This is a genomic window from Mycobacterium kansasii ATCC 12478 (genome assembly GCF_000157895.3).
Classification (GTDB): Bacteria; Actinomycetota; Actinomycetes; order Mycobacteriales; family Mycobacteriaceae; genus Mycobacterium; species Mycobacterium kansasii.
This window is the reverse complement of sequence record NC_022663.1, coordinates 703,415-715,935: the sequence shown is the minus strand read 5'-3', so window position 1 is coordinate 715,935 and position 12,521 is coordinate 703,415. Positions and strand designations below refer to the sequence as shown.

At 66.9% G+C, this 12,521-nt stretch carries 9 protein-coding genes; 7 read left to right on the top strand and 2 right to left on the bottom strand.

The features are described from left to right. Positions 1-10 precede the first annotated feature (10 nt). The 6 genes from ctaD (at position 11) to MKAN_RS02980 (ending at position 9,342) form a co-directional block, all read left to right on the top strand. The gene (ctaD, locus tag MKAN_RS03005; protein WP_023364979.1) at positions 11-1,738 is read left to right on the top strand and encodes an aa3-type cytochrome oxidase subunit I; all 1,728 of its coding nucleotides are present in this window, start codon (positions 11-13) and stop codon (positions 1,736-1,738) included. A gap of 87 nt (positions 1,739-1,825) precedes the next feature. Next, a complete protein-coding gene (locus tag MKAN_RS03000) occupies positions 1,826-3,385 on the top strand; it encodes an alpha/beta hydrolase (RefSeq protein WP_099184937.1) in 1,560 nt (519 codons plus the stop codon). 71 nt (positions 3,386-3,456) lie between these two features. After that, positions 3,457-4,797 carry a type I glutamate--ammonia ligase gene (gene glnA, locus MKAN_RS02995; protein ID WP_023364976.1) on the top strand — a complete coding sequence of 447 codons (1,341 nt, stop codon included), beginning with the start codon at positions 3,457-3,459 and terminating at the stop codon, positions 4,795-4,797. Between the two features lie 62 nt (positions 4,798-4,859). After that, positions 4,860-7,841 (top strand): bifunctional [glutamine synthetase] adenylyltransferase/[glutamine synthetase]-adenylyl-L-tyrosine phosphorylase, encoded by a 2,982-nt coding sequence (locus MKAN_RS02990; protein ID WP_023364974.1) that lies wholly within the window; start codon positions 4,860-4,862, stop codon positions 7,839-7,841. Between the two features lie 17 nt (positions 7,842-7,858). Beyond that, positions 7,859-8,485 carry a PaaI family thioesterase gene (locus tag MKAN_RS02985; protein ID WP_036393401.1) on the top strand — a complete coding sequence of 209 codons (627 nt, stop codon included), beginning with the start codon at positions 7,859-7,861 and terminating at the stop codon, positions 8,483-8,485. Further along, a complete protein-coding gene (locus MKAN_RS02980; RefSeq protein WP_023364970.1) occupies positions 8,482-9,342 on the top strand; it encodes a TIGR03619 family F420-dependent LLM class oxidoreductase in 861 nt (286 codons plus the stop codon). The genes MKAN_RS02985 and MKAN_RS02980 overlap by 4 nt, the downstream gene beginning before the upstream one ends. Before the next feature lie 227 nt (positions 9,343-9,569). On the opposite strand, the gene glnA (MKAN_RS02975) is transcribed toward MKAN_RS02980, so the two are convergent. After that, complete coding sequence (glnA, locus tag MKAN_RS02975; RefSeq protein WP_023364968.1) at positions 9,570-11,006, bottom strand: type I glutamate--ammonia ligase; 1,437 nt, start codon at positions 11,004-11,006, stop codon at positions 9,570-9,572. 240 nt (positions 11,007-11,246) lie between these two features. Here glnA (MKAN_RS02975) and MKAN_RS02970 point away from each other — a divergent pair, with 240 nt between their 5' ends. Further along, a complete protein-coding gene (locus tag MKAN_RS02970; protein WP_023364966.1) occupies positions 11,247-11,666 on the top strand; it encodes an RDD family protein in 420 nt (139 codons plus the stop codon). Between the two features lie 80 nt (positions 11,667-11,746). Here MKAN_RS02970 and MKAN_RS02965 read toward each other — a convergent pair whose 3' ends face one another. Further along, positions 11,747-12,496 (bottom strand): DUF4191 domain-containing protein, encoded by a 750-nt coding sequence (locus MKAN_RS02965; RefSeq protein ID WP_023364964.1) that lies wholly within the window; start codon positions 12,494-12,496, stop codon positions 11,747-11,749. Positions 12,497-12,521: the final 25 nt, after the last annotated feature.

Sequence of the window (12,521 nt, the reverse complement as noted above, 5' to 3'; positions counted from 1 at the left end):
GAGTCAACCCGTGACCACTGAAGCGCCGCCCGCCCAAGACCTGGAGGCCCGCCGGCCGTTCCCGGCCCGGGTCGGGCCGAAGGGCAACTTGATCTACAAGATCATCACCACCACCGACCACAAGATGATCGGCATCATGTACATGGTCGCCTGCTACATCTTCTTTTTCATCGGCGGGCTGATGGCATTGCTGATCCGCGGTGAACTCGCCGCACCCGGGCTGCAATTCCTGTCCAACGAGCAGTACAACCAGTTGTTCACCATGCACGGCACGGCGATGTTGCTGTTCTACGCCACCCCCGTCGTCTTCGGCTTCGCCAACCTGGTGCTGCCCCTGCAGATCGGCGCCCCCGACGTCGCCTTCCCGCGGCTCAACGCGCTGTCGTTCTGGCTGTTCATCTTCGGTGCGCTGATCGCGCTGAGCGGCTTCATCGTGCCGGGCGGCCCGGCCGACTTCGGGTGGACGGCCTACACCCCGCTCTCCAATGCGATCCACAGCCCCGGACCCGGTGGTGACCTGTGGATCCTGGGCCTGGGTGTGGGTGGCCTGGGCACCATCCTGGGCGGGGTCAACATGCTCACCACCGTGGTGTGCATGCGCGCCCCGGGCATGACGATGTTCCGGATGCCGATCTTCACCTGGAACATCATGGTCACCAGCGTGCTGGTGCTGATGATCTTCCCGCTGTTGACCGCCGCGCTGTTCGGCCTGGCCGCCGACCGCCACCTCGGTGCCCACATCTACGACGCGGCCAACGGCGGGGTGATCCTGTTCCAGCACCTGTTCTGGTTCTTCGGGCATCCCGAGGTGTACGTGATCGCGTTGCCGTTCTTCGGCATCATCTCCGAGGTGATCCCGGTGTTTGCCCGCAAGCCGATTTTCGGCTACACCACGCTGGTCTATGCGACCCTGTCCATCGCGGCGCTGTCGGTGGCGGTGTGGGCCCATCACATGTTCGTCACCGGCGCGGTGCTGCTGCCGTTCTTCTCCTTCATGACGTTCCTGATCGCGGTCCCCACCGGTCTCAAATTCTTCAACTGGATCGGCACCATGTGGCGGGGCCAGTTGACGTTCGAGACGCCGATGCTCTTCTCGTTCGGATTCCTGGTCACCTTCCTGGCCGGCGGCTTGACCGGTGTGATGCTGGCCAGCCCGCCGCTGGATTTCCACGTCAGCGACAGCTACTTCGTGGTGGCGCACTTCCATTACACCCTGTTCGGCACCATCGTCTTCGCCACCTACGCCGGCGTCTACTTCTGGTTCCCGAAGATGACCGGACGGCTGCTCGACGAGCGCCTGGGCAAGCTGCATTTCTGGCTGACGTTCATCGGCTTCCACACCACGTTCCTGGTCCAGCACTGGCTGGGCAATGCCGGGATGCCGCGCCGCTATGCGGACTACCTGCCCACCGACGGTTACCAAACGCTGAACGTGGTCTCCACGGTGGGGGCATTCATCCTCGGCATCTCGGTGCTGCCGTTCGCGTGGAACGTATTCAAGAGTTGGCGCTTCGGCGAACCGGTGCTGGTCGACGACCCCTGGGGCCACGGCAACTCGCTGGAATGGGCCACCAGCTGCCCGCCGCCGCGGCACAACTTCACCGAGCTGCCCCGAATCCGTTCGGAGCGGCCAGCTTTCGAGCTGCACTACCCGCACATGGTGAAACGCATGCGGGCCGAAGCCCACGTCGGCCGACACGAAGAAGTGGCGGAAGCAGAGACCGTCGGCGCCGGCTGAGGCCCGTCGCGGACCCACCGCGCGCCACGCCGTGCGAGATCAAGGCGTGACACCTTCGTGTCGCGGCGGGTATCCGTGGGTGAGACGATGCTGGCCATGTCGCGTCGCAGACCGTTCAGCTCGGCGCTGCTGTCAGTGGGACTCGTGCTCGGTGGTCAACTGGCGTCGGCCCGCGCGACTCCCGAGGCCGACACCGGTCAGACTCAGAGCCCAGTAACGCCCGCGGCCGCAGCGCAGCAACAGAATTGGGGTTCGTGCTCCGCGTTCGTACCCGACAGCCGGGATATCCCGACGGCACGCTGCACGACCGTGGCGGTCCCGGTCGACTACGACCACCCCGGCACGGCGCAAGCCAAGTTGGCGGTCATCCGGGTTCCCGCGACCGGGCAGCGGATCGGGTCGCTGCTGTTCAACCCCGGCGGGCCCGGTGCGTCCGCGGTCGACATGGTCGCCGTGATGGCGCCCGAACTCAAAGACACCGACATCGCCCGTCACTTCGACTTGGTGGGCTTCGACCCCAGAGGGGTCGGCCACTCGACACCGGCCCTGCGGTGCCGCACCGACGCCGAGTTCGACGCCTACCGGCGCGACCCGATGGTCGATTACAGCCAGACCGGGGTGGCCCACATCGAGCAGGTGTACCGGGAGCTGGCGCAGCACTGTGTCGACCGGATGGGGCCCGGGTTCCTGGCCAACGTGGGGACCGCGTCGGCAGCGCGCGATATGGACGGGATTCGTCAGGCCCTGGGTGATGACCAGATCAACTATCTCGGCTATAGCTACGGCACCGAGTTGGGCACCGCCTACGTCGAGCGGTTCGGCGCCCACGTCCGGGCGATGGTGCTGGACGGCGCGATCGACCCGACCATCGGCCCGATTGAGGAAAACGTCAAGCAGCTCGCCGGATTTCAGACCGCTTTCAACGACTATGCCGCGGACTGTGCGCGCTCGACGGCCTGCCCGCTGGGCACCGACCCGACCCAGTGGGTCAACCGCTACCAGGCGCTGGTCGACCCGCTGGTAGCCACGCCAGGCAAGACCTCGGATCCGCGGGGCCTGAGCTACGCCGACGCCGCCACGGGCACCGTCAACGCGCTGTACACCCCGCAGCATTGGAAGTACCTGACCAGTGGCCTGCTGGGGCTGCAGCACGGCACCGACGCCGGCGACCTGCTGGTGCTTGCCGACGACTATTACGGCCGCGACCTCAATGGCCAGTACGACAACGACCAGGACGCGTTCAACGCGATTCGTTGTGTCGACGCGCCGGCGCCGACGGACGCCGCGTCGTGGGTGTCGGCCGATCAGCAGTTCCGCCAGGCTGCGCCGTTTCTCAGCTACGGGCAGTTCACCGGCTTCGCGCCGCGCGATCTGTGTGCGCTGTGGCCGGTGCCGGCGACCTCAACACCACACGCCGCGTCACCTGCCGGTCCGGGCAAGGTCGTGGTGGTCTCCACCACCCACGACCCGGCCACCCCCTATCAGGCCGGGGTGGACCTGGCCCGGCAGCTGGGCGCCGCGCTGATCACCTACGACGGGACCCAGCACACGGCGGTGTTCGACGGCAACGACTGTGTGGACACCGCGGTGGTGCGCTACTTCGTCGATTTGACGGTGCCGCCGGCGAATCTTCGCTGCGGGTCCTGAGCCGGCTTGGCAATGTGTCTGGCCGGGCATTGGTAACACGGTATTAACAGAGCTTGCATAGTGTTCCAGTTATGGATCGGCAAAAGGAATTCGTCCTGCGCACGCTCGAAGAACGTGACATCCGCTTTGTTCGGCTCTGGTTCACCGACGTGCTCGGCTTCCTCAAGTCGGTCGCCATCGCCCCTGCCGAACTCGAAGGCGCCTTCGAGGAGGGTATCGGCTTCGACGGGTCCTCGATTGAGGGCTTCGCCCGGGTATCGGAATCCGACACCGTGGCCAACCCGGATCCGTCGACGTTCCAGGTGCTGCCGTGGACGACGGGCTCCGGGCACCACCACTCGGCGCGGATCTTCTGCGACATCACCATGCCGGACGGCTCACCGTCGTGGGCTGATCCCCGGCATGTGCTGCGCCGGCAGCTGACCAAGGCCAACGAGCTCGGCTTTTCCTGCTACGTGCATCCCGAAATCGAGTTCTTTCTACTCAAGCCCGGTCCCGAAGACGGGTCGGAGCCCGTTCCGATCGACAACGCCGGCTACTTCGACCAGGCGGTGCACGAATCGGCCTCCAAGTTTCGTCGGCATGCGATCGAGGCGCTGGAGTTCATGGGCATCTCGGTGGAGTTCAGTCATCACGAGGGCGCGCCCGGCCAGCAGGAGATCGACCTGCGCTTCGCCGACGCGTTGTCGATGGCCGACAACGTGATGACCTTCCGCTACGTCATCAAAGAAGTCGCGCTGGACGAGGGCGTGCGGGCCACGTTCATGCCCAAGCCGTTCGGGCAGCACCCGGGCTCGGCGATGCATACCCACATGAGTCTGTTCGAGGGCGACGTCAACGCCTTCCACAGCCCCGATGATCCGCTCCAGTTGTCTGACGTGGGCAAGTCGTTCATCGCCGGAATCCTCGAGCACGCCTCCGAGATCAGCGCGGTGACCAACCAGTGGGTCAACTCCTACAAGCGGCTGGTTCAGGGCGGTGAGGCGCCGACCGCTGCGTCGTGGGGCGCGGCCAACCGCTCGGCGCTGGTGCGGGTGCCCATGTACACGCCGCACAAGACGTCGTCGCGGCGCATCGAGGTGCGCAGCCCCGACTCGGCCTGTAACCCCTACCTGACGTTTGCGGTGCTGCTGGCCGCCGGACTGCGCGGGGTCGAGAAAGGCTACGTGCTGGGCCCGCAGGCCGAGGACAACGTCTGGGATCTCACACCCGAGGAACGCCGCACCATGGGCTACCGGGAGTTGCCGTCCAGTCTGGACAGCGCGCTGCGCGCGATGGAGGCCTCCGAACTGGTCGCGGAGGCGTTGGGGGAGCATGTCTTTGACTTCTTCCTGCGCAACAAGCGCCGTGAATGGGCGACCTACCGCAGCCACGTCACGCCCTACGAATTGCGCACCTACCTGTCGCTGTAGCTCAACGCGGCAGTTCAACGCGGCGCACCGGCACCGAGCCGTAGTGCGCTACCGTCGAGGTCGTGACGAAGCCCGCGACGCAGCGACCCAAGCTGCCCAGCGTCGGCCGTCTCGGATTGGTCGACCCGCAGGCCGGCGCCCGGCTGACCCAGCTGGGTTGGACCGACGAGGATGACCAGGCCCACGTCGACCTGCTGTGGTCGCTGTCGCGGGCCCCGGACGCCGACGCCGCACTGCGAGCGCTGGTGCGGTTGGCCGAAAACCCAGACGCCGGATGGGAAGAGCTGAACGCGGCTCTGCGCACCGAACGCAGCTTGCGCGGGCGGCTGTTCGCGGTGCTGGGTTCCTCGTTGACGTTGGGGGACCATGTGGTCGCGCACCCGCGGTCCTGGAAGCTGCTGAGGGGCAAGATCGCGCTGCCGTCTCGTGACCGGATGCGGCAGTCTTTCCTCGCGTGTGTCGAGGAATCGTCGGATGCGCCGGGCTCGGTGGTGCACCGGTTGCGCGCCCTGTACCGGGACCACCTGCTGGTGCTGGCCGCGCTGGACCTGGCCGCGACCGTCGAAGACGAGCCGGTGTTGCCGTTCACCGTGGTGGCTGCCCACTTGGCCGATATCGCCGACGCGGCGCTGGCGGCGGCGCTGCGGGTGGCCGAGAAGACGGTGTGCGGTGACCGCACTCCGCCGGGGCTGGCGATCATTGCGATGGGCAAATGTGGTGCGCGCGAACTGAATTACGTCAGCGATGTCGACGTTATCTTCGTCGGTGAGCGTGCCGACCCGGTCACCACCCGGGTCGCCGGTGAGATGATGCGGGTCGCGTCGTCGGCGTTTTTCCAGGTGGATGCCGGGCTGCGGCCGGAGGGCCGCAGCGGGGAGTTGGTGCGCACGGTCGAATCGCACATCGCCTACTACCAGCGCTGGGCCAAGACCTGGGAGTTCCAGGCGCTGATGAAGGCCCGCGCGGCGGTCGGCGACGCCGAACTCGGCAAGCGTTACCTGGACGCGCTGATGCCGATGGTGTGGACCGCCTGCGAGCGTGCGGATTTCGTGGTCGAGGTGCAGGCCATGCGCCGCCGGGTGGAGCAGCTGGTACCGGCCGACATCCGCGGCCGCGAACTCAAGCTCGGCAGCGGCGGCCTGCGTGACGTCGAGTTCGCCGCGCAGCTGCTGCAGCTTGTGCACGGCCGCAGCGACGACTCGTTGCATGTTGCTTCCACCGTCGACGCGCTTTCGGCGTTGGGCGAAGGCGGCTACATCGGGCGCGAGGACGCCGCCAACATGATCGCCTCCTACGAGTTCCTGCGGCTCCTCGAGCATCGGCTGCAGCTGCAGCGGCTCAAGCGCACTCACTTGCTGCCCCCGGCCGACGATGACGAGGCGGTGCGCTGGCTGGCGCGTGCGGCCCACATCCGGCCCGACGGGCGACACGATGCCGCTGGGGTATTGCGCGAGGAGCTCAAGCACCAGAACGTGCGGGTGTCCCGGTTGCACGCCAAGCTCTTCTATCAGCCGCTGCTGGAGTCGATCGGCCCGGCCGGGCTCGAGATCGCGGGCCGCGGCATGACGTCTGAAGCCGCCGAGCGTCAGCTGGCGGCGCTGGGCTACGAGGGTCCGCAGACCGCGTTGAAACATATGTCGGCGCTGGTCAACCAGAGTGGCCGCCGCGGGCGGGTGCAGTCGGTGCTGTTGCCCCGGCTGCTGGACTGGCTGTCGTATGCCCCGGATCCTGACCGCGGGCTCCTGGCGTACCGGAGACTCAGTGAGGCGCTGGCCACGCAGAGTTGGTATCTGGCCACGCTGCGTGACAAGCCGACCGTGGGTAAGCGGCTGATGCATGTGCTGGGCACCTCTGCCTACGTGCCGGATCTGTTGATGCGCGCGCCGGAGGTGATTCAGAACTACACCGACAGCCCGGCCGGGCCCAAGCTGCTCGAGACCGAACCCGCGGCGGTGGCTCGGGCGCTGATCGCCTCGGCCGGGCGCTATGCCGACCCGGTGCGCGCCATCGCCGCCGCCCGCACTCTGCGCCGCCGGGAGCTGGCCCGCGTCGGTTCCGCGGATCTGCTGGGCATGCTCGAGGTCACCGACGTGTGCCGGGCGCTCACCTCGGTGTGGGTGGCGGTGCTGCAGTCCGCGCTGGACGTGACCATCCGGGCCAACCTGTCCGAGGAGGGCCACGCCCCGGCGGCCATCGCCGTCATCGGCATGGGCAGGCTGGGCGGTTCGGAGCTGGGCTACGGGTCGGATGCCGACGTGATGTTCGTGTGTGAGCCGGCTAGCGGTTTCAGTGACGCTCAAGCGGTCAAGTGGTCGACGTCGGTGGCCGAGCAGGTGCGGGCGCAGTTGGGCACGCCCAGCGTCGACCCGCCGCTGGAGGTCGACACCAACCTGCGTCCCGAGGGCCGCAACGGACCGCTGGTCCGCACGCTGGCCTCGTATGAGGCCTACTATGCGCAGTGGGCGCAGCCGTGGGAAATCCAGGCGCTGTTGCGGGCCCATTCGGTGGCCGGTAGCGCGGAGTTGGGCCGGCGGTTCCTGCTGATGGCGGACCGGACGCGGTATCCGCCCGACGGCGTGTCCGCCGAGGCGGTGCGCGAGATCCGCCGGATCAAGGTGCGTATCGAGTCCGAGCGGTTGCCCCGTGGGGCCGACCCCAACACCCACACCAAGCTGGGCCGCGGCGGATTGACCGACATCGAGTGGACGGTGCAGCTGCTGCAGCTGCGGCATGCCCATGAGGTGCCGGGCCTGCACAACACCTCGACGCTGGAATCCCTGGACGCGATCGCCGCGGCCGGGCTGGTCCCCGACGACGAGGTTGGCCTGCTGCGGCAGGCCTGGCTGACTGCCACCCGGGCGCGCAACGCGTTGGTACTGGTCCGGGGCAAGCCCACCGATCAGCTACCCGGACCGGGACGTCAGCTCAATGCGGTCGCGGTAGCCGCCGGCTGGCACAACGACGACGGTGGCGAGTTCCTGGACAATTACCTGCGGGTGACGCGGCGCGCAAAAGCAGTGGTGCGCAAGGTGTTCGGAAGCTAGGGGGAGGACGGTTGGAGTTGGACGCCACGTTCGAGGTGTTGAGCGAAGCCGAGCACGATCGGGTCACCGCGACGTATGCGCCGCTGGCCGCGGCCGTTCGTGACCTCATCGACGCCACCATCCGGACCCAGGCCGACGACGACGTCATCCTTCAGGCGCGCACCGCGATCGAAGCGGTGACGCGGTCCTTGCGCAGTCAACGGATCCGCCCGTCGGGTATCAGTTACCGGGTCGACGGGCGGCCCGTCCCATTGGGCAACGCCGCTGTGGGCCAGTGCAATCCGATCGCGCCGCCGCTGGTTGTCCACCACGACGCCGAGGGGCGGTGTTGGAGCGAGTTCGTGCTGGGCGCGGCCTACGAGGGGCCGCCCGGTTTGGCGCACGGCGGGGTGTGCGCCCTGGTGCTGGACCACATGCTGGGCGAGGCGGCCAGCCAGGGGCTGACCCAGCCGTTGTTCACCGGCACCATCACGGTGAAGTACCTGCGCGGCACACCGCTGGGACCGCTGCGTTCCGAAGCTTGGATAGACCGCACGGAGGGAGTGAAAGCCTTTGCGCGCGGCTTCATTTGCGACGATGCCGGCGTCACCGTGGAGGCCGAAGGAATCTTCGTCAAACCGGCGTGGGCGCGAGAAGCCGAATGAAGTTCTACATCAGCAGTGCCTTCCTGAAAACCGCGGAGATCATCGAGATCGCCAAAGCCGCCGACGATCTGGGCTACGATGGCATAGGTATCCCGGACCACGTCGTCAACCTGGAAACCCTGACCACCCCGTATCCCTACACCAAGGACGGGCAACGACGTTGGCCGCCGTTCACCGACTGGCCCGATCCGTGGGTTCTCGTTGGCGCGCTCGCGCAGGTCACGCGACGGCTGAAGTTCGTCACCACGGTCTACATTCCGGCCATGCGAAACCCCTACTCGGCGGCCAAAGCCATTGGCACCGCAGCCTTTCTGGCTTCCGGCCGGGTGGAGCTGGGCGTGGGGGTCGGCTGGTGCGAGGAGGAGTTCACCCTGATGGGGGAGCAGTTCGCGGCCCGCGGACAGCGCACCGACGAGATGCTCGCGCTGATGCGGGAACTGTGGAAACCGGGTTGGACGGAATTCGGCGGCCGGTTCTACCGAACTCCGCGGCTGGAGATGCAGCCGACGCCCCCGCCGATACCGGTCTATGTCGGCGGGCTCAGCGACATCGCGTTGCGCCGCGCCGCCCGCTACGACGGCTGGATCGGGGACTTGATCAAGACCGACCGCGCGATCGAAGCAGCGGGTCGGCTACGCGAGTTACGCGTCGAAAACGGCCTGTCGGTAGAGGATTTCACCGTTCTGACGCCACTCACCGATGCGTTCACCGCCGCCGACTATCGGCGGGCCGAAGAGGCGGGAATCACCGGGATCCTCACCATGCCGTGGATGTTCTATACCGGGCCGGATGCCGGCCTGTCCGAAAAGGTGGACGCCATGCGGCGATTCCGCAAAGACCTGGCGCTGGACGGTTAAGGCCGGCTACGACGGCGCTGCCATCTGCCACATGGCTGTCTCGACTGGGCGGTACCCGGTATGCCCGGCTTGCAGCGACAAGTGTTTAGGAGGGTGACCAGCTGCAATGTCAGGCGGAAAAGCCGTGCGCTGGCTTACGTTTCGGTCGAGGCGCGAATACAGACAGCCCGCTTGGCGATCGATGAGGTAATCGCCAAGCGGGCTGCTGTACCCGGGGTTACACGTCTCTAAACGTCGTAATAAAGGGCGAACTCGTACGGGTGCGGCCGGACGTTGACCGGCTCGATCTCGTTCTCCCGCTTGAAGCTGATCCACGTCTCGATCAGGTCGGGCGTGAAAACGCCTCCCTCGGTGAGGTATTCGTGGTCGGCCTCCAGCCGGTCGATCACCGCGGACAGCTGGGTGGGTGCCTGCGGGATGTTCGCGGCCTCCTCCGGCGGCAGTTCGTAGAGGTCCTTGTCCACCGGAGCCTGCGGCTCGATCTTGTTCTTGATGCCGTCCAGGCCCGCCATCAGCATGGCCGAGAACGCCAGGTACGGGTTGCCCGACGAGTCGGGGCACCGGAACTCCAGCCGCTTGGCCTTCGGGTTGCTGCCGGTGATGGGGATCCGCACGCACGCCGACCGGTTGCGCTGGCTGTACACCAGGTTGATCGGCGCCTCATAGCCGGGCACCAGCCGCTTGTAGGAGTTCACCGTCGGGTTGGTGAAGGCCAGCAGCGACGGCGCGTGATGCAGCAGGCCGCCGATGTAATGCCGGGCCGTGTCCGACAGACCGGCGTACCCGGTCTCGTCGTACATCAACGGGCTGCCGTCCTTCCACAGCGACTGGTGGGTGTGCATGCCCGAGCCGTTGTCACCGAACAGCGGCTTGGGCATGAACGTGACGGTCTTGCCCGCCTGCCACGCGGTGTTCTTGACGATGTACTTGTATAGCTGTAGGTCGTCGGCCGCGTGCAGCAGCGTGTTGAACTTGTAGTTGATCTCGGCCTGCCCGCCGGTGCCCACCTCGTGGTGACCCTTCTCCAGGCTGAATCCGGCGTTGATCAGATTGCGCAGCATCGTGTCGCGCAGGTCGACGTAGTGGTCGACGGGCGCCACCGGGAAGTAGCCGCCCTTGGGGCGGACCTTGTAGCCGCGGTTGGGGCTGCCGTCGGCCTCGTTGGGTGCACCGGTGTTCCACCACCCGGCGATGGCGTCCACTTCGTAGAAGGAGCCGTTGGTGCGCGAATCGAAGCTCACCGAGTCGAAGATGTAGAACTCGGCCTCGGCGCCGAAATAGGCGGTGTCGGCGATGCCGGTGCTGATCAAGTAGTTCTCGGCCTTGCGGGCGACGTTGCGGGGATCGCGCGAGTACGGCTCGAGGGTGAACGGGTCGTGCACGAAGAAGTTGAGGTTCAGCGTCTTGGCCGCCCGGAACGCGTCGATGCGCGCCGTCACCGGGTCGGGAAGCAGCAGCATGTCTGATTCGTGAATCGACTGGAACCCGCGGATCGACGAGCCGTCAAAAGCCAAGCCGTCTTCGAACACGCTCTCGTCGAAGAACGAGACCGGAATGGTGAAGTGCTGCATGGTGCCGGGCAGGTCACAAAACCGGACGTCGACAAACTCGACGCCCTCGTCCTTGACAATTTTGAAGACGTCGTCGGGCGTCTTATCCGTCACAGAGTGCTCCTTTACTAGGTGATTCGCGGCCGACGGTATGGAGGAGTTATTGCCCGCCAGTCAACCCCGTGTTGCGCAGACGTTACGTGACCATACGCCCACCAACAGTCCGCGTTTGGCGGCCGGGTCCTATTGTGGGGCCATGGCCCGCAAGATCGTAACCGGTCAACCGATAGGTTTGTCCGGGCCGTCCCGCGGCCGGTCCGGAGCGATGCGGAGCCAGCCGATCGGACCGGGCCGATGACGGCGGAATCTACCGGATATCCCGGCAAGACGCTCGGTTTTCCGCGGACCGGTCCGGGTGCGCTGGCGCCGATGGGGCGCCGGCTCGGCGCCCTGTGCATCGACTGGCTGGTGGCTTACGGACTGGCGCTGCTAGGCCTGGGCGTCGGCGCCTGGTCCCAGCCCATGCTGTCGTCGATGGTGCTGGTCATCTGGTTGCTGCTGGGTGTCATTGCGGTGCGCCTGTTCGGATTCACCCCGGGCCAGTTGCTCCTGGGTCTGGTGGTGGTGGCGGTCGACGGCCGGCTGCCCGTGGGCGTGGGCCGATTGGTAGCACGGGGCCTGCTGATCGCGCTGGTGATCCCACCGCTGTTCACCGACTCGGACGGGCGCGGGTTACATGACCGGCTGACCGGCACGGCCGTGGTGCGGCGCTGAGTTCGTGCGGCCGCGCCGCACGCATCGTCGCCGCGCTGACAGCAGCCCGGGCGTTCGGCACACGGTGCGGCTATGCGCGGCTATTTGCGGCGCACGGTGCGCTGGACGCCGCGCATCTTGCCGGCGTTGGGTAACGGGCCCTTCGGCAGGGCGCCGGCGGCGCGGGAACCCAGGGCGGCCAGACGCGATTCCAGGGTGTCCATCTGCTTGACGGTGATGTTGGCCGGAAGTTTGGTGAGGTGGCGTTCCAACTTGGCCAGTGGCACCTCGCCGTCGCCGTTGCCGATGACGATGTCGTAGATCGGCACATCGCCGACCAGGCGGGCGGTGCGCTTCTTCTCCTGGGCTAGCAGGGGTTTGACGCGGCCCGCCGATCCCTCGCCGACCAGGATGACACCCGGTCGGCCGATCACCCGATGCACCGCGTCGAAGTGCCCGGTGGTGGCCACGCCCGGGGTGACCCGCCACTTGCCCCGCAGGTTGTCCAGCACCCAGGCCGCGGCGCCGGTTTGACCTTCGGCCTGCCGGTAGATGTTGCGCTGGGCGCGGCGGCCGAAGATGATGAACGCCACCAGCGCGCCCAGCACCACGCCGAAGATAATCAGCGTGATCATGGTCAAGCCGCCGGCCCACACCCCGACGCCCACCGACACGCCGACGATCAGCACGAACGCGCCGATCATGTACGGCAGCAGGCGTTTGTCCTCTTTGCGCTGGATGTTGAACGCCTGCCACAGCTGAGTGCGGCGCTGCCGGGCGGCGGCCTTGCGGGCAGCACTTGCCGCGGCTTTGGCGGCCTTGTTCTCAGCGGCGTTGCGGGGTTTGGCCATAGTCCTCAAGGATACGTACGCGGCG